This is a genomic window from Metabacillus indicus, assembly GCF_046603695.1.
In the GTDB taxonomy this organism is placed as follows: domain Bacteria; phylum Bacillota; class Bacilli; order Bacillales; family Bacillaceae; genus Bacillus_P; species Bacillus_P indicus.
Genome location: NZ_CP176757.1, coordinates 1,548,554 through 1,575,545, shown reverse-complemented (window position 1 = coordinate 1,575,545; position 26,992 = coordinate 1,548,554). Strand labels below are relative to the sequence as shown.

Below are 26,992 nucleotides of genomic sequence, written 5' to 3'. Positions count from 1 at the left end.
CTCTTTAAAATAAACCAAGTGTTATGTTTTTAAGCAATATACCGAAAGGGAGGAACTCCGGCATGATTAAATTATTTGTAAGTGACCTCGACGGGACACTGCTGGATCATCAGAAAGAAGTATCGGATAAAGACATCGAAGCCTTAAAGCATCTGAAAAAATCAGGTGTAGACATATGCCTTGCTTCTGGAAGAATGGATGTGGAGATTGGGGAGATCTTAACGAAAATCGGTGAAAAATACCACCGGATTAGTCAGAACGGAGCCTTTATCAACACTGACAGCGATGAATCGCTGCATGCTCTTACTTTTGAGAGTGTGATTGCACAGGAAGTTTTTGACGTTGTTCGCGCAGAAGATTTTCTTACAATTGTCGCAGATTACAGCACAAATTATACAGAACGGCGGAATGAAGCCGTGACAAGCATCGAATCCCGTATGTTTGCTCCTATAACAGAAAATGAACAATTGGCTGAAGGGATAGGCAGGGATATTAAAGCTTCAAAGATTTCCATACTTGGTGAGTATGAGTCCTTGCTGCCCCTTCAGAAAAAACTCCGCGAAAGGTATCCTGATACAATCGAAACGTACATATCCGACAGTCAGTGCCTGGACATCATGCCCAAACATATCAGCAAAGGAAATGCGCTTCAGATGCTGATTCAGCACCTTGATATTGCGCCTTCTGAAATTGCCTGCATCGGCGATTCTTTTAACGATATACCGATGTTCCGCTTAACACCATTCAGCTTCGCTATGGAAAATGCGCTGCCGGAGGTAAAGAAAGAAGCCGCCTATACTGCAGCTTCTGTCGGGGATGCAATTTTAAAAGTGATGGAGATCAATGACAATAATGGATAACTGCAAAAAAGGCGAGATGCTCGCCTTTTTTTAGCTTGCTTTTCCGCTGGCAAGGTACTCAGCAAAAAATTCATCAGCCGGGATAGGCCTGCCGCCAAGGTATCCCTGAAATTCAAGACAGCCGAGGTTTGAGAGCAGTTCTTTCTGCGTCAAAGTCTCCACACCTTCAGCAATAACCTTCAAGTTAAGGTGGCGTGCCATAGAGATGATCATCGAGACAATAGCTTCGTTTCCATTTTGGTGCTCCATTTCCTTAATAAAAGACTGATCGATTTTCAGCCTGTCGATATTCAGTTTTTGAAGATAGCTTAAGGAGCTGTAGCCTGTTCCAAAGTCATCCATGCTGATTTCAATTCCTCTGTCTCTAAGCAGGGAAAGTTTCATGTTTGCCTCGAGCTCATTGTCCATCATGGCTGTTTCAGTTATCTCAAGCTCAAGACTTGAAGCCCTTATATTGTAAATAGAGAGAACATCGTCGATTGTCTGCACTAAATCATCCTGATAAAGATGCAGGTGTGAAATATTAATTGAAATTCTTCCAAAGGATAGTTTTTTTCTTTCCCACTGCTGTACGTGTTTTCCAACTTCTCCAATGACAAATCTCTCAAGGTCAAAGATCAGGCCTGTTTCTTCAGCAATCGGAATAAACGTTGAAGGAGGAATAAATCCAAGTTCCTTATGATTCCACCTGACCAGCGCTTCAGCCCCGATGATTGTAGACAGATTCTCTTTAAATTTCGGCTGGAAGTAAACTGTAAGCTCCTTGTATTGAATAGCCTTTCTCAGTTCATTTTCAATTTTGATTTTTTCGATCATCTTATCGTTCATTTCCGGTGTATAGATGCTCCAGCTGTTAGAGCCGTTTACCTTTACATCATACATGGCAATGTCCGCATACTTCAGCAGCAATTCCTCATCCGTGCTGTGAGTCGGATAGTGGGAAGCCCCGATGCTCGCTGTTACAAGACAGTCATTTCCTCTGACCTTCATCGGCAGCCTGAAGTGATGAACCATGTCAAGTGCATGTTCATTCGCTTCCTCAAGTGAGACATCCAGCAGAATGACACTGAACTCATCTCCCCCAAGCCTTGCTGCAAACGACCTTTCGGGAAGCACCGCAGACAGACGCTCCGCGATTTTAATGAAAACCTGATCGCCAAAAGCATAGCCATAAAGATCATTGAGCCTTTTAAACCTGTCAAAATCAAGACTTAATACAGCAAATGTCTTTTCTTTTGCGATGACTTCAGACAATTTTTGCACAAAAAATCTTCTGTTGGGCAAACCGGTCAGCTCATCGTGATATGCGAGATAGTTAATCCGGGTTTGAGCTTTTTTGCTTTCCGTAATATCCTTTATGACTCCGTATACACCTACAACTTCATTGTTTACTACCTGCCTTACGGCTGTGATGAGAATATCGAGGTTATCACCGTTCTTTTGCTTCAACTTTAAAGAGAGATCATTATCGATGAGAGTGCCCTTTACGATCTCTGAAAAATAATGCAGCACTTTTTGATGATCCTCTTTGTGAATCAGCTTTAAAAAACGCAGGCCAATCAGCTCTGATTCATTCAGCTGGGTCATCACACCCGCTATTTTGTTGACAGATGTAATGGTTCCCTCTAAATCTGTCGAAATAACAGCATCAGGGCTTTGGTGAAACAGGGACCTGAATCTCTCTTCTTTTTCATGAATTCTCTCAGTCTGTTCATACATCATTGTTTGGCTGTATAAATCCGGAATCAAAGTGAGGATAAAATTTAAAAAGAAAACGAATAGGAACGGAAGCAGATACACGTATTTTCCGCCTTCTGCAAATTCAAAATCCAGGACAGATGTCATGATGACATATGGAATTCCCGAAAGTGCAATTCCTCCGATGATGCTGCCTGCTGTACGATACCTGATGGACCTGCTCCGATTCATTTCCCTGTCTTGAAGAGCGATCAGCAAAAGTCTTACACCCGAAAAACTGAAGGCAACTGACAGGAGCAAAGCAAAAAGAATCAGCAGCGGCTTAATTTCCAAATGATCGCTGAATATGACCATGTAGCCGATAAAATCAACCATAACAATGCCGGCAGACATACCAAATCCCGTTTTAAAATACGCTGAGGTGTTGAGATTTTCTGTGTCTCCCGATCTGATTGAAAAGATGGCAATCATGCTGCATAAACAAAAGCTGAGCACCAAATATAAAGAGAACCATTTTTCTGAAACAGGAAGACCGGCAGAGAAAACAGCCGTTACGTGCGTCATCCAGAACATGAACCCCAGCAGCAGGCTCATCAGCCAATGATTCGTTCTAAAGGAAGGTTTCGTATTGTATTTGCGGATGGCGGCAAATATAGGAGCAAGATGATAACTTACTATGGATAAGAGCATGACAAGTAAAACCAGCAGCAAATCTGCATTCACAAACATCGATCTGAACTCCCCCCTCATCCCTTATATCGAACGAAAGGAGAGATAGTTAAGAGGTTCTGTTCGTTTTTTTATAAATTTTGCCCTCTGTATCCCACACTATTTCTCAAGTTAAAAGAATGGAATCCGGGATCGTTTCCAAAAAAATGATAAAAAGAGGTTTAAAATGCTGCAAATTGATGCAAACTATCGAACGAAAGTGAATTTCACTACTTGAAAGGAGGGGAAAAAAATGAAGCAAGAGCAAAACAACAAGCAGCAGCAAAATATGCAGCAACAGCAGCAAAACCAGCAAAATCAGCAAGCTGATACAGAATTTGCACAAGAAATGAATCAGCAAAAAGCTAACAAAAAACAAAAATAAGTTTACATAGTGTAAGCTGATAAGGACGGTTAATTTAACCGTCCTTTTTCCATTGTTCCGGCAAGCGCTGAATTTTTTAAAAATCAGCATGCGGGCAGGGATTTTCACTTTTTTTATGATATAATGTTTACGTGAAGCTGCAGATGGTGCCACATCTACAGCCAAAGCAGTCAAACTGCACTTATACGGATCAGCAGCATCTTTTAGATTGCACTTGCACGGGCCTCAAAGGAACATACCGAGGTCTATTTTTTTTGTCCGAAGCCAAGCACGGCTACAATCAGCGTAGCAAATGAAACCATCACAACTAAGCTCTCAAATATTGTCACCATTCATCCCCCCTTTCCCCAGGGGTTGAAACTGATCCATAAAAGATTGACCTGCAAGTCCATTATAACATTTTTCGAACAAAACAGGAACATACGTTTGTATTTTGATGCTATTGTACTAATAAGTTTCCAAAAGAGCCAAAAAAAAGAGAGCGCATATGTGCCCCCGGTTAAGTCTTAACTTTGGTGCGGTCCATTGTGTTTAAGGCGATTTGCATCTTAGCAAGTGTTCCTTTAAGTGTTTCTTCATGGTTGCACTGATCATTCACGTACATTTCCGACAGATCATAAATGGATCTTGACAGCAGTTCGGCCACGTTCTTAAGTGAATAAGCATCAGGTGCGTATCCATCATGTAGCACTTTTCGCAGAATCTCATCACTCAGTTCTTTGATTTTGGCTGCTTTCTCTTTCTCCCTCATGATTCATCCTCCTTACGTTTCATACTATATTACATTCGCTTCACGAGCAGAATTCCCTTTGTATGATTGTGTCGAGAAATAAATCTGCGGCAGATGCCAAAAAAAAGCGGCCGAATCCGGCCGCTTCTTCAGGATGGTTCAATATGAACATGGACATGAGAAATCTTGTGTTCCATTTCCATCCTTCTTTCAACGAGATCTGTAATTTCATGGCTTTCAGTCACATTCAATCCGGCATGGACCTCAATTACGACATCAACAAGAACACTGCTTCCGAGGTACCTTGCTTTAATATCCTTTATTCGGTCGACTCCCGGTGTTGATTCAACGGTGGATTTAAAGCTGAGAAGCTTCTGGTCATCAAAACCGTCTGTCAGAGAATGGGCCGTATCTTTAAAGATATCCCATGCTGTTTTACAGATGATAAACCCAATGGTAATGGCTGTAAGAGTATCAAACCACGCAATCCCAAACTGAGAGGCTGCAATGCCGGCAAACGCCCCCAGACTTACAAGCGCATCCGATCTGTTGTCATGGGCGGCGGCAACGAGAGCTTTGGAGTTGATTTTTGCAGCCAGAGCCCGGTTATATCTGTAAACACCGTACATGATGGCCGCACTGATAATGGCCGCCCATGCGGTAATTAGGCTTGGGGATTCTGTTTTCGGCTCAATAATAGATTTAAAGCCTTCAAACAATACTTGAAGCCCCACTGACATGATAATAAAAGATGCGACAAGCGCAGCTATGGCCTCTGCTTTGAAATGTCCATACGGGTGGTCCTTATCCGGCGGCTTCTGGGAGATTTTCAGCCCGACCAGAACGGCAGCGGAGGCAATAACGTCCGTGCCGTTGTTCAGGCCGTCTGCAAGCAGAGCCTGAGAGGAATAAAGATAGCCGATCGAGAGTTTTGCCGCTGCCAGAATTAAATAGGATGCGATGCTCAGCCAAGCTCCGCGCTCCCCCTTTTTCAGGTCATCATAAACATCCACTTGTTCACTTCCTAACGCCGGTGAGGGCCGGCACAGTCTTACTTGCTGTTCAGCTGATTTGGAAGCATCTGGATTGTACTGTTCAGAGTGTCCAGTTTACTTTCAATTCTATGCAGCAAATAGAGCGTCACCACGATTGGAAATCCGACTTCACTCACTACTTGAATCCATTCTTCCATATTAGGTTTTCCTCCTTTTCCATCATTTATTGCACAAAGACTGAAAACACGTTTTTTCAACTGTTAACAGCCGGCATGATTTGAATACAGGAAAGGGCCGGATCCTCCGTGCATGGGATCCGGCCCTCTATCTTTATATCGTCAGGTCTGCTACATTGCGCTCAACGATGCGGCCTCCTTTTTTGCTGATGAAGTTTCCCCCCGCTGAAAAAAATGCGTTGGATGCAAGAATTTCATCCATTGCAAGTGACACGTCACCGGGCACAACAGGTTCTTTCGGAGAATCGATCATCAGTTTCACGATTTTTCCCTCTTCATTTAAAAAATGAAGTTCAAGTGTTTTTGCCATAGTCCTCCCACCTCCTTCCCTCCAGCTGTTTTTTCATTACGCCATGACTTGATGAGAATCATTGCGTTCAACATGCAAAAGCGTTTCCGTCTGCAGTTCCGCAATGGCTGCTGCTGCCTGCAGCAGCTGTTCAGGCGTTGCTGTTGTCTTAATGTTGTTGTAATTTTTGTACTTAACTGCCGGCTCGCCCTTTTCATTTAGACCCATATCAAACACAAGGCGGAGCTGTGAATCAAGAATGACTGTTTCTGCCATTTCATCACCTCCTTTCATGAATGTTATACATGGATATCATGAATGGAGTAGCATTGTCAGGCATCATTTTTTTCATCTTTTACTTTTCATGTTCAAATTTACTGTATGTTCTCTGTTTTTTTACAGAAAATAACATTAGATCATATTCTTCTATACATAAGACAGACAGGGATAGGCAGGTTAGAATGTGAAAACAACTAAGCTTGAAGTTTTGTTATGGAGCATAGCATTTCCGGGGTTTGGGCAGCTGCTGAACAGACAGCTTGTGAAGGGGATCCTTTTTATTGCTCTGGAAGTGATTATAAATACGTACAGCCATTTTAACAGAGGAATTATGCTGAGCTTTTTAGGGGAAATAGATACTGCTTTTCAGACGGTGGACTTTGGATGGCTCATGTTTTATCCATGCATCTACATGTATGCTATGTATGATGCTTACAAACATGCAGATGGACATCAGCCTGAGCTGTCCTTTCTGCCATTTGCATCCTGTGCTTATTTTGTAACAGTCGGGTTAATGCTGTCCCCCAAAGTGCGGCTGTTTGGAGTTTTGCCAGGGCCGATATGGCTTCCTATGCTCTCTTTGATCCCCGGACTCTCCGCTGGATTTTTCGTCAGATACCTGCTTCTCAAGATAAAATAAAACTCTCTATGGTGTGTTTCACAACCTGAATATCGGGTAAATAATGGCTAGAGGCAAGATTTCAGCCAATCATGAATTCACTTACTCCAGCTGGCGCGGGCTTGGAACCGCAAGGACGTTTGAGAGGCAGGGCTTACGTCGTGTAGGTGGTACCGGCATGGCTGAAACAATCAGACTTTCACAAAAGTACAGTCTACTATTACAACTACTTATTGCACACGCCGCTGTATACGCGTGTGCTTTTCATTGCGGTCAAGGGGTGTTCAAATGAAGCATTTGGTGCTGCTTGGAGGAGGGCATGTTCACGCTTCCTTCCTTCAGAGAGCTAAATCAGAAAAATGGAATTGCCGCATCACATGTGTTTCTCCTTCTGAATATCAGTTTTACTCCGGCATGTTTTCCGGATTTTCAGAGGGGCTTTATGAGGAAGCAGATCTGACTTTCAGTATTGAGGCGCTCTGCAGAAGAGCAGGTGCGGAGTTTTTAAAAGCAGAAGCAGTCAGAATTGATCCATTGAAAAAGGAGGTTCTTCTGCAAACAGGGGGAAAATTGGCTTTTGACCTGCTCAGCCTGAACCTCGGGTCAGAAAGTCATTCCCCTTTTCCAGGTCATCCGGCAGTCCGTTCCATAAAGCCGGCCTATACCTTTCCTGAAAAGATGAGAAAATTCAGAGAAGCAGACTCACCCGTTATTATAGGAGCAGGAATCGCAGGGTTGGAGCTTGCATTATCCGTATCAGCATACAGAAGGAAAAACGGGTTCCTTTCAAATGTTACGATTCTTTCAAACAGCGGCATAGCACCTTCTGCAGCTGAAAATATCTCTAAAGGATTGACACGCCTGCTTGAAGAAAACAACATCCCGCTCTTTCTCCATCAGTCAGCTGTATCCGCCAAATTACAATCAATACACACAGAAACCAGCAGGATTCCTTTCGACTCAGCGCTTATCCTTACAGGACCGGCTCCGCATCCCATGCTGAAGGAAAGCGGGATTGCATGCGATGAGAACGGTTTTATGCTTGTCTCAAAGACTCTTCAATCTGTTCAGTTTCCTTATATTTTTGGTGCAGGAGACTGTGTATCGTTTGAGGAATACCCCGGTCTTGCAAAGAACGGCGTATATGCCGTCCGGCAGGCTCCAGTCTTGTTTAAAAATATCAAGAGATTTCAGATCGGGCAGAAGCTAAAGCCGTTCAAACCTAAAAAACGCTATTTGAGTATTCTTTCTGCAGGAAATAAAAAGGGGGTTCTGCTATACGGGACATACTCTTTATACGGCAGTTTCCCCTGGAAAATAAAGCACTGGATTGACAGAAGATATATGCAAAAGATGAAACGCTGAAGAATTTTTCTTCAGCGTTTTACTTTGATCCATTTTTCTGTCAGTTTAGGCACAATGCCTGAAAAAAGTTTTTCTCTCCAGTACAGGTCCGCCGTTTTTTGAACAGCTGCTGCCCTGTTGGGATAAGGATAAACCATCTGGGAAAGATCGCCGATTTTTTTCCCGAGCTGACTGGCATATACGACAGGCTGCATCCAGTCTCCCGCTCCCTCTCCTATTGCGTGGGCACCTAAGATAGCGCCGTGTTTATCCGTTATGATTTTCACAAATCCTTCTGTCTCATCTTCGGCTATAAATCTGTCCACTTCATTGAGGAGAGCCTTGTATACGCCAATATCCCTGTGATTTTTCCGCGCTTCATCCTCTGTCATGCCAAGATGAAAGATCTCCGGGTGCGTATATGTAACCCAAGGCATGCTGTCATACTTGACGGTATGCGGCAATCCAAGGACTGCTTTTTGAACGACGCCTTTTCCTTCCAGGCCGGCAGCATGAGTAAAAAGCTGGTTTCCGTTAACATCTCCGATGGCGAAAATATGCGGAACGCTCGTCTGCATGGAACTTTTGACTTTCACGGCTCCTTTCTCGTCGCATTCGACCCCTATAGTCTCAAGCTTCAGCCCGTCACTGTTCGGTTTTCTTCCGGCTGCTACGAGAATATGGCTCACTTCAAGCGTTTTAAGAACATCATTCTGCCGTATCACAAGCTCTTTCCTGTCTTCAAAAGAAGACACTGATTCAATGGCTGCTTCTGTTAAAATGGTGAATTCCTTACTTAGCAGGCGGGCTGCGGTCTCCCTGATCTCATCATCTTCTTTTGAGAGCGGCAATGAGGACCTTTCAATAAGTGTTACTTGGGTCCCAAGCCTGGAGAAAGCCTGTGCAAGCTCCACTCCGATCGGTCCTCCGCCTATAACGGCAAGACTTTCAGGCAGAACCTCCAGATTAAATACATTCCGGTTTGTCAAATAGCCGGAATCGCGGATGCCGTCAATATCCGGAATCGCCGGTCTTGAGCCTGTTGCAAGAATGATTTTTTTCCCTTTGAGGATGTTATCTCCCACACTGACCTCATGACTTGAAACAAAAACGGCCTCGCCGTGAATCACATCGATTCCAAGACTCTCAAAACGCTCATCATCATCATGCTCCTGAATAACAGCTATCGCCCTTTGAACGGACTCCATCACTTTTTTCATATCGGCTTTGCCTCCTGAGGTAAGTCCGAACGCGGCTGCTGCTTTTTTAGCGCTGTACACTTTGTTTGCTGCAGCGATAAAAGCTTTAGAAGGAACACAGCCAGCGTGAAGGCAGTCTCCCCCTAAAGCTTTCTCTTTTTCTATTAAAGCCGTCTTCGCCCCAAAGCTTGCAGCGCCTGCAGCAGCCGTCAGCCCCCCTGATCCTCCGCCAATTACAATTACGTCATATTCCATGTCTGATCCCCCTATTTCAAAATGGTTTTCGCTTCTCTCAGCCTCTGCATGGCTGTAAACAGTTCAATTGCAAAGAATAAATAGGTAATTAGAATAAGGTGATCAGTTAAAAGAATCATAAGAGAAAACAAAATAAATCCTTCTGTCCTCTCAGCCAGTCCAGCCTGATAATAAAAGGTTTTCACTCCCTGTTTTTCGCTGACGGCCCCTACTGTAAGGAAGATTGTCATTGAAAGGATAATAGAAACCGACAACAGCAGAAGGGCAAGACGCGCATCAGGAAACGCAAACGCAAGGCCTACGATGACGCTTATTTCAACCACCCTGTCAAATGTAATATCAAGAACGGTTCCAAATCCTGAAGGTTTCGTCAGCCTCGCCATCGTTCCGTCAACGGCATCCAAATATCCGGATAGCCACAGTACGGCCAAGGCCCAGAAAGGCTGTCCGATATAAACGAAAAAGCCGGAAGACGAACCGATGATAAAAGCCAGAACCGTCACCTGATTCGCCGTGAGTCCCGCTCGCAGGAGACGCTTTGCAGAATGATGGATGATGGGCTGAACATATTTTCTTGCATGTGTATCAAGCATACATTTTCCTCATTTCGATTCATTGGTAAGCAGCTGTTTTACTTTTTCCCTGAAAAGAAGGGGCAAGAGCATCAAAAGAAGAAATACAGCTCCTGCAGCAGCAAGCAGCAGCACGTTCCCTTCGGCAAAGCTTGATCCTAAAAAGGTGAAGGCAAATGTACCCGGGATTACCCCTATAAAAGTTGCAGCCGCGAATGGAAGAAGTCTCACTTTTGAAATGCCGGCTGCATAGCTTATGGCATCAAAATGGACAATCGGAATCAGCCTGAGGATAAGCACATAGAAAAATCCGTTCTGCTCAAGCTGCTTTTTCAGTGTCTGCATTCTTTGATTATCTGATTTCCTGAACATGTCAAGCTTGAAGGTGCCGGCTGCCAAATAAGCCACAACGGCTCCAATTGTTGCGCCGGCCAGAGTATACAGTGTCCCCAGATAGGGGCCGAAAGCAAGGCCGCCTGCAAGGGACATGACAGACGCCGGAAAAAGAATTAACGGCCTGACGGAATATAAAACGATATAAAGGAGCGGTGCAGCTGCCCCGAAGGATAACATCCAGTCCTTGATCGTCTTAGGCTGCAGATTCAGATAACGGCTGTTAATCCACAGCAGCACTCCCGCTCCCGCAGCAATGACAAGCAATTTCCATACACTGTTCTTTTTCATCCTGCATCTTCCTCTTTTTCGGAATGATCAAACGTCTGAATGAGTTCCGGATGAACGACTTCAACATAGACTGAATCCTGGATGCCTGCCAATATATCTGAATGGATGGTTATTCTATCATTTGCATCTTTCAGTTTAAGCGTATAGAAAGTGACGCCGTGCTTCATGAAAATGTCTTCAATTTCAGCAGCATAGCTGTATGGATACTGCTCCTTCTTATCGACAGCAAGTCTCAGGTTGCTGATGTGCACAAAGGAGCCGATGCCGGTCATCATCCCTTCACTGAAGATCGAAGCGGCAGCTTCCGTTTTAGGATGCAGATAGACGGTTTCCGGGACATCTGCCTGATGAACCCTTCCGTCAGCAAGCACGGCTGCCCTGTCCCCCATGTACATGGCTTCTTCCATATCATGTGTAACAAATAATGCAGACATGCCCTCTTCCTTAAGCAGCCTTCTGACCCACATCCTCATTTTTTTCCTGAGCTCTGGATCAAGACTTGAAAACGGCTCATCCAAAAGGATCAGCTCAGGTTTCACGATAAGTGCCCTCGCTAGAGAAATCCTTTGCTGCTGGCCGCCTGATAATTCGTTTGGATAAGCATCTGAATAAGCTGACATATCCACTTTTTCAAGCATCGCAGCGACCTGTTCCCGCCGGTTTTTCTTTTTAGCTGCCTTTAACCCGTACTCAACATTTTCAAATACCGTCATATGCGAAAAAAGCAGCGGCTGCTGAAACATCATGACGACCGGACGTTTCTGGGGTTTACTCCAGGTTACATTCTCTCCGTTAATCTTAATTTCACCCTCATCCAGCGTCTCAAGTCCTGCAATGCACCGCAGTAAAGTCGTTTTTCCCGTCCCCGAAGGACCGACCAGTGAAACAATTTCCCCTTTGTGTATGGTCAAGTCCATCCTGTCAAAAACAGGCTTTTGCTTATACATTTTTGTTAACGCGCATAGTTCTATTCCTTGATTCAAACCGATCACCTTTTCTGATATGGAGTTACTAAGCGAAGCAGCCCTTCAAACAACAGCCAAATCCCAATCGGAAGGATGGCAAACAGCAGAGAGAAACTCGCAATCACCGTGTCATCTGCACTGCTGAAGTAAGGAAAATACAGACCTGCAAGTGTAAGTACATTTCCGCCTCCTATTAGAGCTGTAAGTAAATACTGGCTCAGGGAGATGGTGGATGCCAAAAAAATAACGCTTCGTATGGACGGAATCAGCTGAGGAAAATAAATGGTGTAAAACACTTTCAACCTGCCGGCTCCAAGCAGAGCAGCCTGTTCGCCCGTCAAAACTCCCGCTCTCTCAAATCCTGAACGCATTACCTTGATGGTGTAGGGCAGAGTCGGGAGAAGGTGGATCAGGATGACACCTGAAAGCGACCCGGCCAAGCCTGCCTGGATAAACACTGTATGAAGTCCCATTGCGATGGCCAGAACCGGGACAATGACAGGTGTAAGCAGCAGCGTTTCTGCTGCTGATTTCCCTTTAAAAGAATGGTGGGCAAGAACCTGGGCAGCCGGTATGCCAAGCAGCAGGTTCAAAACAATCACACAGACGGCTATCGTGATGGACTGAGACAAAGCTTCTGCCAGTTTTGGCTCATCCATCAATAAAGCGTATCCTCTTACTGAGAAAGTTTCCGGAAACAGTCCCGTCCATCCGGATGTCATGCTTTTTGCTATAACGAATAACACCGGGGCTGTAAACAGTATCAGCAGAACGGCCATCACAGGACGGGACCCGCTGCCGTGTCGGACGCTTTCCACCGTACTGGACCTGGTTATTCTTTCTCTTTGCTTATTGAATAGAAGGTAAACAGCTGCCAGAGCTGCCAGAATGACAGCAGTCGAGAGAATCATAACCGCAAATGCAGCCGGTCTTCTGCTCCAGTCGCCCGAATAAAACCACTCATAAGTTAAAACAGAAACCATTTTCGGGTAAGTCGTCCCAAGCAGAGCAGGCACTTCGTAGGCTGCAAAAATAAAGGAAAACAAAAGGATAAAGATTTCAATTAGACTCGGGATGAGCACCGGCCATTCCACCAGTTTAAAAGCATCCCATTCATTGCCTCCGAGAGTATACACAGCATCTTTGCGTCCCGTATTCAGCTGCAGATAGACAGGAAGAAGGATGAGAAGAACGAACGGAATCTCTTTCCAAACATACGTGAGAATAATGCCGGTCCCTTCTGAATCTTTCATAAAATCAGGAAAAGCGCCTGTTGAAGAGATCAGTCCCAGTTCTGTTGAAATGGATGAAATCCACCCGTTCTGTGATAAAAGTAAAAACAGCATATACCCCCATACAAAATGGGGGAAAAGCATTGGAATCCATGCAGCAAGCTTTAGATATCTATTTTTCAAAAGCGGATAGACAGACCTGATAATCAATAGCCCTGCCAAAATAGAGATGACTGTCGACAGCAGGGTGATTTTCAGACTATAAAATAATGAGTCCCTGAAAGACTCATTAGTAAAAAGATCTTGATACGCTGACAGGCTTTTCGCTCCATCAGGCGCCGTTAAGCTCTCAGCCGCAGCAAGCCACAGTCCTGCAAAAACCATCAACAAGGTAAACAGGACTGCGGGGACGGCAGGCTTCAGCCTATTTCTTTCCTGCCACTTCATTCAGCCAATTCTCCTTTAACCAGTTCACATATTGTGCGTCCACTTCAGGAACAAGCGCTTTTTGGAGCACATCCTGAGGGAGCACTGACTGTCCCCTTTCGATGTCATTAAACTTCTTCTTTTGCTCCTCGTTAAATGTTTCTGGATCAACAGCCATTCCCTCTCCCCAATATGTGCTGTCATACTTCGCAAGCTGAGCTTCCGGAGACATGAAGAAGTTAATGGCCGTCATAGCGCCTTCCGGGTTTTGAGTGTTAAATGGAATGCCAAGAAAATGAGTGTTTCCGAGTGACCCGGAATCAAGCACGAATGATTTTGTCGTTTCAGGGAAAATTCCTTTTTCGATTAAGCTTTCCGCTCTTGCTTCGTTGTAGCCCATTGTCATCCACACTTCCCCGCTGCTGTACAGTCTGTCAAGCTCTGTCAGCGTATTCGGGTAAGTAGCTCCCTTTTTCCATAGAGATGGTTTCAGATCATTCAGATACGTCCACATATCAGAGCTTGATGAGGCAGCAAGTTCTTCATCAAAACCCTCTTTTAAAAACAGGTCTGCTCCTCCTCCCGACTCATAGAAAACATGCCTTAAAAATGCATTTCCCGTGAAGTCATTTGCATCGGGGTACGTGAACTTTCCGGGATTATCCTCTGCCCATTTCTTAAGTTCTTCAAGTGATGCCGGAGGATCCTTCACCTTCGCCCCGTCATAGTGAAAAACAAACTGCACCTTGCCCCACGGCGCTTCAAGACCTTCTGTTTTTTCACCGAAATCATACTGAATATCAAGGGCATCCCCGTTGATATGATTTTTGAAGTTCGGAAGCTTTTCTGTGAATGGCCCGTACAGAAGATCACTGTTTTTGGCGTTTTTAAAGTTTTCGCCGTTGATCCAGATAATATCTGTTGAACCTTTGTTTTCTCCCGCCTTTTTCTCGTTCAGGAGCTTTTGAAGAAATTCAGGGGCGTCCATCGGAACCCGTTCAAGGGTCAGTCCATATTGTTCTTTAAGCCTCGGTGCAGCCCAGTCGTCAATGTACTGGTTAATTCCCTCGTCACCGCCCCACATAAACATTCTGACTGTCGTTCCATCTGCTTTGTTTTCAATCTCTTCCCATGATTGATCAAGTGACTCCCGGTTTTCATTTTGAGCAGACGACTGGGAGCATCCGGCTGCCGCTACTAACAGAACTAAAAACAATAAAAATGGCTTCATTTTATCCTCCTTTAAGGGTCATCCTCTCTTCATGATGCTATTAACCTGACGCGGATTCAAGCAGGAATATGCTTTCATGAAAAGATAACGGAAAAATGTCCTGATTGGATGACGGTATTTTTTTCCTTATTTCATTTTTTGGGATATAAATAAACCTGACCAATTATGATCAGGTTTCGTGCTTATACTTGAAATTCTCCAACAAGCTTTGAGAGTTCATCAGACAGATCTTTCAGACGGTCGGAGGAGGCTGCTACTTCTCTTATGTTTTCAGAAGACTGGTGCACAGAAGCGGAAACTTCTTCAATCCCAGCTGCTGACTCTTCAGACACAGCAGCAACTTCTTCTGCCGCCCTGTTGACCAGCACCATACCGCCTGCAATTGTTTTCAAGTAATCGTCCACATTGGCTATCTTTTCATCAAGCTTTCGGATCGACTTTGTGATCATCTCAAATGATTCACCTGTTTGTTTAATAGATGAAGCAGAATCTTTCACACGGAGCTGTCCGCTGTTTAAAGTGGCTGCTACATTTTTGGAAACGTTTCTGAAGTCTTCAACAATCCTTGTAATATCAGATACAGAAGCCGATACCCCTACAGCTAGTTTTCTTACTTCATCCGCAACAACGGCAAATCCCTTCCCGTGCTCTCCTACTCTCGCAGCTTCAATCGCAGCATTGAGAGATAAAAGATTTGTCTGTTCGGCAATTTGTTCAATGACCGTAACAAGCGCAGCAATTTCTTTTGTTTTTCCATCAAGATTCATGACTTCTGCTGCAGATGTATTCATCACACCCATGATGTCATTCATTCTGGCAGAGGATGAGTTCATCTGAACAGATCCCTGTGAAACTAAATGCATGACTTCATTTGATGACTTTCTCATAAAGGCGCCTTCTTCATTCGCTTTTTCGAGCTGCCTTGAGAAGTCATCCATTTGAGATGCGATGTCTGATGAAGCATTGGACTGCGCGGATGAACCTGCAGCAAGCTCCTGCATTGTTGCAGATACATGCTGGCTTCCTTCGTTGACTTCGCCGGAAGCTTTGTTTAACTCTCTGCTTCGCACTTGAAGTTCTTCAGATGCTTTTTTAATTTGGCGGACCATGTTGTTCATCTTTGATTTCAGCTCATTTTGGGAAGCGGTCAGCTGACCGATTTCATCCCTTCCACCATATTCAAGGTCCTGCGCAGCTAGATTCCCGGCTGATATCTCATGTGAGAAGCGGATGACCCGGTTGAAATGCCTGATGATCATTCTTTGAACGACGAACGTAATCGCCGCCGAGAGAACAATAGAGACAACTAAGGCTAAAAGCAAAGTGAAAGCAATCTGTTCCATGCTGCTGCGGGAATCTTCAGCTGCATCTGTTCTTTCTTTGTTTTTCAAGTCCCTGAGCTCATAGAGGGCTGTAATGGTCTCATCTCTGAGTACATTGGCTCTCTCTCTCGCCTGACTTAACGTTTGAGAATTGTTTTGTTCAACCGCCGGCATGATCGTTATGTAAAAAAGATCATTTAACATTTTGTCATTTTGAATCATCTTTAAATACAGGGCCGTTTCTTCCGGATCATTGAATTCTTTTTTGCTTTTGTCTCCTGCATCCAGCAATTTCTTTCTCTTTTCAAGATAGTTTTCTTTGTTTTCATCTGTAGGATTAATGATGTAATCAGCAATGGCAATATCCATCGACCGGAAAATTGAACCCATCTCAGTGATTGTGCTTGCGCTGGTGCTCAATTTGTCCATTTCTGAAATATGCCCGTCCACTCTGCTCAGCTGTGCAAACGTTACCATCATAGAGATCGCAAAGAGAAGAATGCACATCATAACAGAAAAGCTGAACTTCCAGCCAATTTTGATATTTCTCCAGAACATGACCGCTTTTTTCATATTTTTAACCCCTTTATTCTTTATCTACATTTACTATCGGAGGCAGAATGGAAATGTTTAACCTTCCAATAAGTCTATTTTCATAGGCCTTATTATTCATATCATTCTATTATTTTGGTATAATGGATTTATTATGAAATAAAGGGGATTTGTTCATGCATGCTTGTTCGTTTTGTTATCAGTCATTTCCAATCAGCCCGGCTGGTTTCTTAACTCTAAAAAATACAGACTCAGCCTATATGAGCTTCCTGGAATCATCCGGTTTTACGTTCAAAGCTGACGGAAGCTTCCACCTGGCCTATTCAACTAAACATGAACTCAAAGAGAAAATCCTGCCGTTAGCTCTTTTTTTTGCAGATAAACCATGGCTTGCCGCCATTCATTCAGGCATGAAAGAAGAAAAAACATCTTTTCATGATCTCCAGTTAGTCTGTGCCCATATTTTGAACGAGGAGACTGTCCATCTTATACAAAACGGAACATTCGTCAGCCATCTGCAGCCTATCATCCATGCACAAAGCGGCAGGCTTTACGGCTATGAATCACTACTGCGTGCGATGGATCAGGAAATCTCCCCATACCGGCTCTTTCAAACAGCCGTCGAAACGAACATGCAGTCAGTCCTGGATAAAAAGGCAAGAGAAGCGGCGATTAAAGCGAAGGCATCTCATATTCCTGCAGGCATTAAAAGCTTTATTAACTTTCTGCCTTCCACCATCTATAATCCGGAGTATTGTCTGAAGCATACCTTTGATATCGTAAAGAAATACGGGGTTTCTCCGCAGGATCTAGTCTTTGAAGTCGTTGAAACGGAAAAAATAGAGGATGTCGTTCATTTAAAAAAAGTGCTTAACGTATACAGGGAGAATGGAATGAAAGTGGCTCTCGATGATTTAGGGGCCGGATACGCCACACTTGATATGCTTCATGAACTGCAGCCAGATTATGTGAAAATTGACAGGCATTATATCTCGAACTGCCACAGCGACACAGAAAAACAGGCTTTCGTGTCAAATGTCATAGCCATCGGCAAAAAGCTCGGCATTCAGGTGCTTGGCGAAGGTGTTGAAACAGAAGAAGAGTTTGCTTTTCTCAGAGAGAAAGGGATCGATTTTATACAGGGCTATCTTATAGGCAAGCCAAGTGCAAAACCGGTTATTCCAATGATCTTAGCGGGTTAGCAATATAAAAAGCAGCGGAATCAACTCCCGCTGCTTACCTTTTTGACGCTCTGTATCCTGCCTGAGCGGCTTCTTTTTCTGAACAGAACAGTTCCTCTTCTTCCGTCACATCATAATACTGGCCGTCTGGAAGATGGTAGATTTTCTCTCCTGAAGAAGAAATATTCCCCTTGATGGCGCATGACTCATCCTTGCTTTCTGCAGGCGCTTCCTCTTTTTCCTGGAGATCCCTGAACCCCTCGTCTTCAGCTGCATAGTTTTCAATGCTCCATATTCCGATCTCGCTTTGCTGAGCCTGCTTTTGCAGCTCATAAAACCGGTCTACATGCTTTGTGTTCGGAGCATACACATATCCCACTCTTGCAAGGCCTTTTTCTATCAGCATTTCATTAAACATCTTCCCGTCCACGTGAAGATAAACAAGGAGCCGTCCGTACTTGTCTCTCTCGCCAACGTCGAGTTCAAGCTCGACTTTTTTTCCTGAGAGCGTGTCTTTGGCAAAGCGGCTGGCTTCAGGGCCAAACGGCTGAACCGGTTTATTCGGATGGACGGTTTCGGGTGTGTCAACAAGCAGGAGGCGAAGCGTTTCTTCTCTTCCTTCAGCCATTACTTTTACGGTATCTCCGTCAATTACTTTGATAACTTCAGCCTCAATAAATGATTCGGAACTGCTTTCTTGTTTATCCTGCGGTTTTTCTTCCTGGACTGCAGGTGCAGCGGCATCTTCTGTTACTTCTTCTTTTTCATCCTGCATAACAGCAGGCTGTCCGGTTTCGGGCTGCTCTGCCGCCTCATCTGAGCAGCCAGCCGAGAGCATGGCTCCGAGCATGAGTGCAATCCATTTTTTCATGTCGCTCTTCCCCTTTTGTAAAATCAGGCCGTTCCTTCAAACGGCATAAACAAACCGCACATGCAGTGCGGTTTGTTAGTCTTACTGAATAATTTGCAGGTCTTTTGGAAATTTTGTCAGCGTTTCATGGCCGTCTTTTGTAATGCATACATCATCTTCTATACGGACGCCGCCAATTTCAGGAACATAGATGCCCGGTTCAATCGTATAAACCATTCCCTCTTTAAGCACGCCGTTATTTGTATGGCTTATAGACGGGTACTCATGAACGCTGATGCCTAGCCCGTGGCCAAGCCGGTGAGGGAAATACTCGCCGTAGCCGGCATTTGTAATGACATCTCGTGCAATCTGGTCAAGATCTCCGATTCTTGTGCCGGGTCTGCTTGCATCAAGTGCCTGCAGCTGGGCATCAAGAACGGTCTGATAGATCTTTCTTTGTTCACTGCTGACAGATTTGTAAGCTAGTGTCCGTGTTATATCCGAGCAGTACCCATCAAGAACAACGCCCATATCAAACAGGACAAAATCTCCTTCTTTTAAGGCTGCAAGCCCAGGGTTTCCGTGAGGCTGGCCTGATTTTTTCCCGAACAGAACCATCGTTGAAAAGGACATTTCGCGTATTCCTTTCCGCTTTAGCTCATATTCAATTCTAGCAAGGACGTCCATTTCAGAAACGCCTTCTTTTAAGGACTGAACACCGATTTCAACACCGTAGTCGGCAAGTTCTGCTGCCTGCTTCAGAACGGCAAGCTCCTTTTCATCCTTTACAAGACGAAGCTCATTCATAATCTCTTCAGCTGATACTAAGGCTGCATCCGGAAGAATCTTCTGAATTTCTTCTGCTCTTGAAAAAGGAAGAAGTTCCTTTTCCACGGCTGCCTGCTTCATATTTTGCCGGCCTCTTTTATGAATGGCCGTTTTCACTTTTTCCCATGGATCTTCATGATCGGCATATCCGATGATTTCACCTTCAAAACCTGCGTCTCTCGCCTGGGAGACTTCCATGCCGGGACAAATAAAAAACGGTTCCGCCTCTTTAAATACAAACAGCCCCATTAATCGCTCATGAGGATCCGTGTAAAAATTTGTCAAGTAGAAAATATTTTCTGTTGACGATATGAACGCAGCATCTGTGTTCTGCTCGTTAAGCCAATCGCCGAGTTTTTGGAGTCTTTCTTTCTTCATCCGCACTCTCTCCTTCATCTGCATATCTCTTCTCTATCATACGCCAATTTCATCAGAACTTAAAGAAGGCGGTTTGACTTCCTCCGCCGGAGTATGACTTTTTTTCATCTTTCTTTTAGATAATGCCCGGTTCAGACGAATCCTGTTATACCGCTGAATCATGATAAACGGCAAATTGAAGCAGGCTGCATACAGTCCATTGATAAGAACTGAACCAGGAGTGTTCCAAATAATAAACAGCAGAAAGGCAAACAGCTGCATCCAGTGGGACAGCTCTCCCCTTTTTGTCTCAAGGACGAAACGTTCCATGTCTTTTGCCGCATGCAGGTGTTTTTTTGACATGCCGCCCGGAAACAAACCGCCAGCTTCAGGCATTCTGTCTTTCCATCTTTTGATCATCAGCCGTTCATAAAGTCTGCCGCTTTCCTCAGCGGACTTTTCATTCCACATCCAGTTAAACCGGCAAATGGAGCGGCCGTCCATCCTGCTTGTCAGCAAAGAAACTGAAAGGTGGATGCCTACCCATGCCGCTATGTTCAAGGCCACCGCCTCTGCACCTGTCAGCAAGATCACTTAGCATCTTCCTTTACAATAATTTTTCTCCCTTTCCATGATGCTGACTTGCTGATGAAGGTCCTCCAGAAAGATGTTAAAAAAACGAGCATGAAAAAAACGGCATGAAAAGGAAAAAAAAGAGCCGTGATGATGCCGAAAGAACCAATCTTTCTTACCGTCATCCAAATATGCAGAACAGCAGCAGCATAAAGAAGAGCATATACCTCCCGCCACTCACCCAGCCGGAATTCAGTCAAAAAGGATAAACATCCGGCTATCCAGAGCACAAATGGAAGCAGAACCTTCCAATCCGTCGCCTTCGCTCCGCTTGCAAATGTTTTTGAAAAGCCGGCAACAAGAGATGCGGGACCGTCCGGATACATTCTCATTGAAAGAGCGCCTTTTCCGCTTATGCAGCGGACAGGTGCTCCAGTCCGGCTTACAAGGACGGCAAGTTCCATATTTTCTGCGACTTTGTTTTTTATGAGGCCGTGGCCGCCCCAATTAAAATAATCTTGTTTTGTACAGATCATGCACTGTCCAAACGCACCGTATGAAACACCTTTTCTCTGAAGGAAACGAAAAGCGCCCATTGCCGAAAAAGCTGCCAAGTGGAAAAAAGCAGAAAGTGATTCGTATGGCTTTTGTATGCTGTGATACGGATGAATGGACAGAATTCCGGAAGCTCCCTGATCAAGAAAGGCAGCGGCCGTTTTTTCCGCGCCAAACTCCTCAAAGAAAGTATCTGCATCAAGAAACATGAGCCACTCTCCTTTAGCTTTCTTTGCCCCCGAAAAGCATGCCCATGATTTTCCGAGCCAACCTTCCGGAGGTTCCTCCGCATGCATGACTTCTGCTCCGCATGCAGCCGCAATCTTGGCCGTTTTGTCTTCTGAACCATCATCGACAACAAGGATTTCGGCTGGATATTGGCCTTCCAGCGAATGCAGCAGTCTGCCGATATTCTGTTCTTCATTTCTTGCAGGAATAATAATAGAAAGCCTGCGGAGAGAATCTTTATCTCTGTTTTGCTTTTCAAGAGTCTGAATTCTGTATAGAAGGTAAAGGCCGGCAGCTATACCGGCTGCAATTGTAAACATGCACATCACACTTTCCTAATGGAATGATCCGTCCCGCCTCCATGCGGACAGCCCACCATTCTCCTGCAAAACTGGTTTAAAACAAGCTTTTCAGGGCAGAATGGATGTCTGTAAAGACTGGTCATTAGTTTAGTCAAATTAGAAGAATTTCATAAGGAGGGTTTTCGATGAATAAGAAAGCAGTCATTATCGGCGGCGGGCTTGGCGGGCTGTCAGCGGCTATCAGGCTCCGTTCAGACGGCTATCATGTCACAGTAGTGGAGAAAGGAGAACGTGTCGGCGGCAAGCTTAATATGCGCGGCGGACTCGGCTATACCTTTGATACAGGACCGTCTATTTTGACAATGCCCTGGGTGCTTGAAAAATTATTTAAAAGCGCCGGGCGGAATCTATCAGATTACCTGATCATTAAAAGGATTGAGCCGGGCTGGAGAACATTCTATGAAGACGGGACAACGATTGATTTAACAAGCGATTTGCCTGTTATGCTTGAGGAACTCAAAAAAGTTTCCGAAGAAGATGCAAACGAATTCTTTGATTACCTGCAGTATTGCAGTAAAATGTATGAATACAGCATGAAGAGCTTTTACAGCAAAAGCCTATCCGGCCTGAATGATCTCCGCTCTCTTCACAGCGTGAAGGAACTGCTGATGATGGAACCGCTGAAATCAATGGACGGCGTCACACGCAAACATTTTAAAAACAAGAAAATCAGACAGCTGTTCAATTTTCTGATTATGTACATAGGCTCTTCACCTTACCATGCCCCTGCCGTTCTTTCGCAGCTGACTCATGTGCAGCTCGGGCTTGGCGTCTACTACGTTGAAGGCGGCATGTACAACATTGCACTGGCCATGAACAAACTGCTTCATGAACTAGGTGCTGACATTCTGCTGAACACAAAGGCAGAACGTATTGTCACTGAGGGCTCAAGAGCAGCCGGCGTCGAGCTTGCAGATGGCAGAATCCTTCATGCAGACATTGTTGTATCCAATCTGGAAGCCATTCCTGCCTACAATACGCTTCTTAAAGACAAAGCCGGCAGCAGCCAGAAGGCGTCAGATCTCCAAAAATATGAGCCTACCGTATCAGGTCTGGTCATGCTTCTTGGGGTAGACCGGACATACGAAAATCTTGCCCATCATAATTTCTTTTTCTCGGAAGATCCCGAAAAAGAATTTCATCAGATTTTTAATGAAGGCAAGCTTGCAGATGACCCGACGGTTTATGTCGGCATTTCGGCAAAATCCGATCCGACTCAGGCACCTTCCGGAAAAGAAAACTTGTTTGTTCTTACTCATGTTCCTCCTCTTAAGGAGGGTGAGAACTGGGAATTCAGAAAAGAAACGTACCGGGCACAAATCCTTGATAAGCTTGAGCGCATGGGGATGACCGGGTTGAGAGAGCATATTGAATTTGAATATACGTTTACACCAAACGACCTTCAAAGTTTATACGGAGCGAACGGCGGCTCGATTTACGGAGTTGCTACAGACCGGAAGAAAAATGGAGGATTTAAAATCCCGAGCAAAAGCACGCTGCTTGAGAATCTGTATTTTGTCGGAGGATCCACCCATCCGGGCGGCGGAGTGCCGATGGTCACCCTATCCGGACAGCTGACCGCAGATTTAATAGCAGAACATGAAGACAAAAAGCCTCAAATCAATCAAGACAAAGAAATTTCCTGAACATGCAAGAAGGATAAGCACTGAGCTTCATCCTTCTTTTGCCTTTTGCCCTTATTTTATATGTATAAAAGGATGTGATTCCATGCTTCTCCTGTTTGAGATTTTCCTAGCCTGTCTTCTCGCCTGGACTATACTTAATTCACTTTTCATGCCGTCTTTAAAAAAAGGTTCGACAGGTGCGGCACCTTTAGTATCAATCTTGATTCCCCTCCGCAATGAGGAAAAAAATGCAGAAGATCTTGCCGCATCCCTTAAAAACCTTTCCTATCCAAACCTTGAAATCATCATGCTTGATGATCAGTCTACAGACCGGACAAAAGAAATCCTGACTAATGCAGCAAGGAATGACAGCCGGTTTAAAATTGTGACAGGTTCAGACCTGCCTGATGGTTGGGCAGGCAAAGTGTTTGCCTGCCACCAGCTCAGCAGCATGGCATCAGGCGACTATTATTTATTTCTTGATGCAGATGTTCGCGTACATAAACATACGATCGAACGTTCTCTCGCCTTAATGAAACAAAAAAAAGCAAACATGCTTTCCGGTTTTCCCCGCTTTCCGGTTAAAACAATTCTGGAAAAATGGCTTGTGCCCATGCAGCATCTCTTAATCTATTTTCATCTTCCCCTTTACCTTGCCAATTACACACCTATGGCAGCTGCATCCGCTGCACACGGAGCTTTTATCATGTTTGAAAAAAACGCATACCGCAAGTTCGGGGGACATAAGGCGGTTAAAGACGCCATAGTAGATGATGTGGCTCTTGCAAAAATCACGAAACAAAACGGATATCGCGCGGTCCTTGCGAATGTCACGGAGTATGTCACCTGTTATATGTATGACAGCAATAAAGCTGTTTGGGAAGGGTTCAAAAAAAACATTTTTCCGGGGTTTGGGCGATCAATTTTAATTGTTATTCTCTTTTCGCTGTTTTACGGATTGGTCTACCTGTTTCCTTTTTTTCTAGCACTCTATGGAATTACAGAACTGATTCAGGGGAAAATGAACCTGCATTTTTTTGTCCCCTACTTGCTTATCGTACTGCAAAAAGCATACATCGACTTACGCAGCAGGCAGACACTGGCTTTGTCCCCTGCCATTCCATTTTCGGCTGCAGCCTTCCTACTACTCCTTTATGCGTCCATGTTTGCTTCTGTCAAAAAAACCGGCTATACCTGGAAAGGAAGAACCTATGATTAATCCTTTAAAAAAGGAATTCATCCGCACTTTTGCACATTCCCAAGGTTTACCTCTCTGTGATAAGGGAATGTAACAAGTAACTTTACCAGGAGGTGCAAGAAACATGTCAAATCATCAAGTAAAAGACGAGTCAATTCAAACCGAAAAGATTGAGAACAAGCTGGATTCTATGAACAACGAAAAAATGGACGCGATCCTAAGAGACTTTGAAGAGTTTAAATCGTACTTAGGCGACAAAGTTGAAGCCGGGAAACGTCTCGGACTGAGTGATGAGATGCTGGCCAAAGGCGCAGAAAAAGTGGCCGGTTACCTTGCCAATAACGTAGAACCTAAAAACAGCGAAGAATATCTTCTCCACCAGCTTTGGAAAGTCGGAAATGATGAAGAAAGACATTATCTTGCGCACATGCTGGTCAAACTGGCCAACGAAACAAATTAACAGAAACAGAAAACATCCATCCAGGAAGCCTGGATGGATGTTTTCTATTTTAATGAAGAAAGATCCTTTTTTACATCTGTCAGTAAAGCATTTCCTTCATCAGATACGATTACTTTTGCATACTTCGCCGAGCGTTCAAGCTCAAGACCGGTACCTTCTTCCACAAAAAACGATTCAATGCCGAAATGCACGCTGTCATAGCCGTTGTATTTCCCGGTGAGATAGACGGTGTCCTGTTCAGGCTCTCCCATGTCGGCTGCCCTTCCAATGACAGGCTTTCCTTCCGGTCTGAAAACCCCAGTACTGTCCTTCTTCACCTTAACAGTGACAACCGTGCCGGTTTTCATGGCTTCATCTCCTTCAAAACGGCCGGCCTCATATCTAAGCTGAACATAATCCCCCTGCATCACAGATCTCGGATCCAGCGGTTCGAGCTCAAGAATGACAGACGTTCCTTCTCTTAAGGCAGTCTCATTGGCAACAGACTGATAGCCCGTAAATCCCAGCTGCAGAAGAACAACTGCTGCAATCATCGCCCATCTCTTTTTTGAAAATGCAGATTCCCCTGCTCTCTTTTCCCGGTCAAAGTAACGGGCAGCTGCAAACAGCACCACGCCAATAATCAGGAAAGTGACCGATTTATGAAGGAGCTTCCAGGCAAAATCATAATATAAGCCTGTTAAAAACAGAATGAAAAACACCCAGGCTGCATTTCTCTTAAACACTTCCTCCTTTTGCTGATAAATGACCAGTGCCGCAAGATTCAGTCCAAAATACAAAATCTGATAGACAAGTGTTTCCCGCCAGTCCGTCCCCCAGAACGCTGCAGGATACAACAGCAGAAACCCATATGCCAGAAACACACTGTCAAGCTTTCGCAGAGGCTTGAACGGAATCAGCAAAAGGGCAAATTGGATGAGTGACACAGCTGCAAGAATCACTCTGAAATGATCCGTCCACTCAAAATGCACGGAAAACAGGTTAAGCAATAAAGCGAGCACGAATGAATATGCGAGAAATTGAAGGAAACCTTCTCTTTCAATCAGGAGGATGACTGCTCCCGCTATTAGAAAAAGATAAACAGCCGCTGTATCCATGATGGTGATGACCCCAAGAGCCGATAAAAATCCTGTAATGAAAAGCGTATACCTTGCTGCAGGATTTACTGTTTTCAGCACTGCAGCCAAAATCAGAAACACCATACTCACGATTGCCAAAGCATATGAGGACTCAAATATCAGGTAAAGCAAGCCCGCCAAGCTTGATGACAGTAAAATGGAAGATGTTAACGTGATGATGACAATCAGAATATTTTTAGACACTTTAAACGCTGCCGAATCACTTGATGCCTGTTTAGCTGCTTTTACTGCTGCAAAAATCCCGGCACCTAAAAAGATAAGAGCCAGAAGAATGGTGAAAAAGTAAAAGCTGAGTCCTCCAAGCTGATCTGACAGTCGTATGCTCATCTCGATATATTTTGACAGAACATAGATGCCGGCCATTGTGAAGCCAATAAACGTCAGGCCCTGATGCCCCGCTTTTTTCATGAAAGAAAAATAGCTCAACAAAAGAACGGCAAGGAACATGACATTCATCCAGAGACTGTAGGTTTCAAATACATAGTAAAATGACATGATGATCAAAAAGAGGTGAACGACAGCAAACGCACAATATTCAAGCACCTTCAGACCCAGTGACCTTGCAAGAAAAAAGACAAGGCCATTCAGCACCACGATGCCCAGATAAATGAGGAGCTGCTCAAATTCCGTCCGGTAAAGAAAGATGCTTGACGGATAGAGATAAAACCAGTAAGAAAGCATAAACAGCACGTAGGATAGTATGGCAAAAGGCTGATAGCGGGTAATAACAGCAAGCAGCAGGGATGGAATCAGCCATATGACAAAAAGGAGATAGCTGTCTGCATGTGAATTGTAAATTTGCCCGATCAGAGCGACGGCAGCCCCAAAGGACACTGCCCCGCCAACCAGCAGCCATCTGGTCAAATCCGGTCTCTTCATCCATTTTCCAAAAAGAAAGCTTCCTCCATAAAACAGAATCATAATACCTGCTGCAAGGGAGGTCTTTTCCGTTCGTTCAAAGCCTCCCCAGTTTGATGCAAAGAAAAAGATGATGCCTGAGAGGATAAAGATAATTGAAGCTGCATAGCCAAGCGGGATCGTTTTTTTCATCTTAC

General features: G+C 44.5%; 27 protein-coding genes. 8 read left to right on the top strand and 19 right to left on the bottom strand.

Features of this window, described 5'->3' with window-relative positions:
- The first annotated feature begins 62 nt into the window (after positions 1-62).
- Complete coding sequence (locus tag ACK1LH_RS07835) at positions 63-860, top strand: Cof-type HAD-IIB family hydrolase (protein WP_029281645.1); 798 nt, start codon at positions 63-65, stop codon at positions 858-860.
- Positions 861-890: 30 nt separating this feature from the next.
- Here ACK1LH_RS07835 and ACK1LH_RS07830 read toward each other — a convergent pair whose 3' ends face one another.
- Complete coding sequence (locus ACK1LH_RS07830; RefSeq protein ID WP_411334911.1) at positions 891-3,287, bottom strand: putative bifunctional diguanylate cyclase/phosphodiesterase; 2,397 nt, start codon at positions 3,285-3,287, stop codon at positions 891-893.
- A 232-nt stretch (positions 3,288-3,519) separates the two neighbouring features.
- On the opposite strand from ACK1LH_RS07830, the gene ACK1LH_RS07825 reads away from it, so the two are divergent.
- Entirely contained in the window at positions 3,520-3,651 is a 132-nt protein-coding gene (locus ACK1LH_RS07825; RefSeq protein WP_267881635.1) for a hypothetical protein, read from the top strand.
- 245 nt (positions 3,652-3,896) lie between these two features.
- On the opposite strand, the gene ACK1LH_RS07820 is transcribed toward ACK1LH_RS07825, so the two are convergent.
- From ACK1LH_RS07820 to ACK1LH_RS07795, 6 genes are all read right to left on the bottom strand, one after another.
- The gene (locus tag ACK1LH_RS07820) at positions 3,897-3,983 is read right to left on the bottom strand and encodes a putative holin-like toxin (protein ID WP_369733073.1); all 87 of its coding nucleotides are present in this window, start codon (positions 3,981-3,983) and stop codon (positions 3,897-3,899) included.
- 167 nt (positions 3,984-4,150) lie between these two features.
- Positions 4,151-4,402 carry a hypothetical protein gene (locus ACK1LH_RS07815; RefSeq protein WP_051827056.1) on the bottom strand — a complete coding sequence of 84 codons (252 nt, stop codon included), beginning with the start codon at positions 4,400-4,402 and terminating at the stop codon, positions 4,151-4,153.
- Between the two features lie 128 nt (positions 4,403-4,530).
- The gene (locus ACK1LH_RS07810) at positions 4,531-5,394 is read right to left on the bottom strand and encodes a cation diffusion facilitator family transporter (RefSeq protein WP_029565471.1); all 864 of its coding nucleotides are present in this window, start codon (positions 5,392-5,394) and stop codon (positions 4,531-4,533) included.
- A 38-nt stretch (positions 5,395-5,432) separates the two neighbouring features.
- The gene (locus ACK1LH_RS07805) at positions 5,433-5,573 is read right to left on the bottom strand and encodes a YvrJ family protein (protein WP_029281653.1); all 141 of its coding nucleotides are present in this window, start codon (positions 5,571-5,573) and stop codon (positions 5,433-5,435) included.
- 133 nt (positions 5,574-5,706) lie between these two features.
- On the bottom strand, positions 5,707-5,922 hold the full coding sequence (locus ACK1LH_RS07800; RefSeq protein ID WP_029281655.1) for a DUF2922 domain-containing protein: 216 nt from the start codon (positions 5,920-5,922) through the stop codon (positions 5,707-5,709).
- Between the two features lie 36 nt (positions 5,923-5,958).
- The gene (locus tag ACK1LH_RS07795; RefSeq protein WP_029281657.1) at positions 5,959-6,177 is read right to left on the bottom strand and encodes a DUF1659 domain-containing protein; all 219 of its coding nucleotides are present in this window, start codon (positions 6,175-6,177) and stop codon (positions 5,959-5,961) included.
- A gap of 187 nt (positions 6,178-6,364) precedes the next feature.
- On the opposite strand from ACK1LH_RS07795, the gene ACK1LH_RS07790 reads away from it, so the two are divergent.
- Positions 6,365-6,820, top strand: a complete 456-nt coding sequence (locus tag ACK1LH_RS07790; RefSeq protein ID WP_029281659.1) for a membrane protein — start codon at positions 6,365-6,367, stop codon at positions 6,818-6,820.
- A 267-nt stretch (positions 6,821-7,087) separates the two neighbouring features.
- Positions 7,088-8,164 (top strand): NAD(P)/FAD-dependent oxidoreductase, encoded by a 1,077-nt coding sequence (locus ACK1LH_RS07785; RefSeq protein ID WP_411334910.1) that lies wholly within the window; start codon positions 7,088-7,090, stop codon positions 8,162-8,164.
- 11 nt (positions 8,165-8,175) lie between these two features.
- On the opposite strand, the gene ACK1LH_RS07780 is transcribed toward ACK1LH_RS07785, so the two are convergent.
- From ACK1LH_RS07780 to ACK1LH_RS07750, 7 genes are all read right to left on the bottom strand, one after another.
- Complete coding sequence (locus ACK1LH_RS07780) at positions 8,176-9,597, bottom strand: dihydrolipoyl dehydrogenase family protein (RefSeq protein ID WP_411334909.1); 1,422 nt, start codon at positions 9,595-9,597, stop codon at positions 8,176-8,178.
- Positions 9,598-9,608: 11 nt separating this feature from the next.
- A complete protein-coding gene (locus tag ACK1LH_RS07775; RefSeq protein WP_029281664.1) occupies positions 9,609-10,190 on the bottom strand; it encodes a CDP-alcohol phosphatidyltransferase family protein in 582 nt (193 codons plus the stop codon).
- A gap of 9 nt (positions 10,191-10,199) precedes the next feature.
- Entirely contained in the window at positions 10,200-10,853 is a 654-nt protein-coding gene (locus tag ACK1LH_RS07770) for a TVP38/TMEM64 family protein (protein ID WP_029281666.1), read from the bottom strand.
- Entirely contained in the window at positions 10,850-11,836 is a 987-nt protein-coding gene (locus tag ACK1LH_RS07765; protein WP_051827054.1) for an ABC transporter ATP-binding protein, read from the bottom strand. Before ACK1LH_RS07765 ends, ACK1LH_RS07770 begins: the two co-directional genes overlap by 4 nt.
- 5 nt (positions 11,837-11,841) lie before the next feature.
- A complete protein-coding gene (locus ACK1LH_RS07760; RefSeq protein WP_081870120.1) occupies positions 11,842-13,497 on the bottom strand; it encodes an ABC transporter permease subunit in 1,656 nt (551 codons plus the stop codon).
- A complete protein-coding gene (locus ACK1LH_RS07755) occupies positions 13,475-14,707 on the bottom strand; it encodes an ABC transporter substrate-binding protein (protein WP_029565468.1) in 1,233 nt (410 codons plus the stop codon). The genes ACK1LH_RS07760 and ACK1LH_RS07755 overlap by 23 nt, the downstream gene beginning before the upstream one ends.
- A gap of 182 nt (positions 14,708-14,889) precedes the next feature.
- A complete protein-coding gene (locus ACK1LH_RS07750; protein WP_029281672.1) occupies positions 14,890-16,602 on the bottom strand; it encodes a methyl-accepting chemotaxis protein in 1,713 nt (570 codons plus the stop codon).
- A 155-nt stretch (positions 16,603-16,757) separates the two neighbouring features.
- Between ACK1LH_RS07750 and ACK1LH_RS07745 the strand changes: the two genes are divergently transcribed.
- Positions 16,758-17,783 carry an EAL domain-containing protein gene (locus ACK1LH_RS07745; RefSeq protein WP_029565467.1) on the top strand — a complete coding sequence of 342 codons (1,026 nt, stop codon included), beginning with the start codon at positions 16,758-16,760 and terminating at the stop codon, positions 17,781-17,783.
- 34 nt (positions 17,784-17,817) lie between these two features.
- Here ACK1LH_RS07745 and ACK1LH_RS07740 read toward each other — a convergent pair whose 3' ends face one another.
- The 4 genes from ACK1LH_RS07740 to ACK1LH_RS07725 all read right to left on the bottom strand — a co-directional run bounded on the left by ACK1LH_RS07740 (position 17,818) and on the right by ACK1LH_RS07725 (position 21,473).
- Positions 17,818-18,633, bottom strand: coding sequence for a thermonuclease family protein (locus ACK1LH_RS07740; protein WP_203290058.1), 816 nt, complete (start codon positions 18,631-18,633; stop codon positions 17,818-17,820).
- Positions 18,634-18,714: 81 nt separating this feature from the next.
- Positions 18,715-19,818, bottom strand: a complete 1,104-nt coding sequence (locus tag ACK1LH_RS07735; protein ID WP_029281678.1) for a M24 family metallopeptidase — start codon at positions 19,816-19,818, stop codon at positions 18,715-18,717.
- Between the two features lie 36 nt (positions 19,819-19,854).
- Positions 19,855-20,391 (bottom strand): hypothetical protein, encoded by a 537-nt coding sequence (locus ACK1LH_RS07730; RefSeq protein ID WP_203290057.1) that lies wholly within the window; start codon positions 20,389-20,391, stop codon positions 19,855-19,857.
- Positions 20,388-21,473: a glycosyltransferase gene (locus ACK1LH_RS07725; protein ID WP_411334908.1), complete on the bottom strand. Its 1,086-nt coding sequence runs from the start codon at positions 21,471-21,473 to the stop codon at positions 20,388-20,390. The genes ACK1LH_RS07730 and ACK1LH_RS07725 overlap by 4 nt, the downstream gene beginning before the upstream one ends.
- A gap of 167 nt (positions 21,474-21,640) precedes the next feature.
- On the opposite strand from ACK1LH_RS07725, the gene ACK1LH_RS07720 reads away from it, so the two are divergent.
- The 3 genes from ACK1LH_RS07720 (at position 21,641) to ACK1LH_RS07710 (ending at position 24,798) form a co-directional block, all read left to right on the top strand.
- Positions 21,641-23,161 carry a phytoene desaturase family protein gene (locus tag ACK1LH_RS07720; protein ID WP_029565462.1) on the top strand — a complete coding sequence of 507 codons (1,521 nt, stop codon included), beginning with the start codon at positions 21,641-21,643 and terminating at the stop codon, positions 23,159-23,161.
- Between the two features lie 82 nt (positions 23,162-23,243).
- Positions 23,244-24,359 carry a glycosyltransferase gene (locus ACK1LH_RS07715; RefSeq protein WP_029565461.1) on the top strand — a complete coding sequence of 372 codons (1,116 nt, stop codon included), beginning with the start codon at positions 23,244-23,246 and terminating at the stop codon, positions 24,357-24,359.
- A gap of 103 nt (positions 24,360-24,462) precedes the next feature.
- Positions 24,463-24,798, top strand: a complete 336-nt coding sequence (locus ACK1LH_RS07710) for a DUF3243 domain-containing protein (protein ID WP_029281687.1) — start codon at positions 24,463-24,465, stop codon at positions 24,796-24,798.
- A 44-nt stretch (positions 24,799-24,842) separates the two neighbouring features.
- Here ACK1LH_RS07710 and ACK1LH_RS07705 read toward each other — a convergent pair whose 3' ends face one another.
- Positions 24,843-26,987 (bottom strand): GDYXXLXY domain-containing protein, encoded by a 2,145-nt coding sequence (locus tag ACK1LH_RS07705; RefSeq protein WP_411334907.1) that lies wholly within the window; start codon positions 26,985-26,987, stop codon positions 24,843-24,845.
- Positions 26,988-26,992 lie beyond the last annotated feature (5 nt).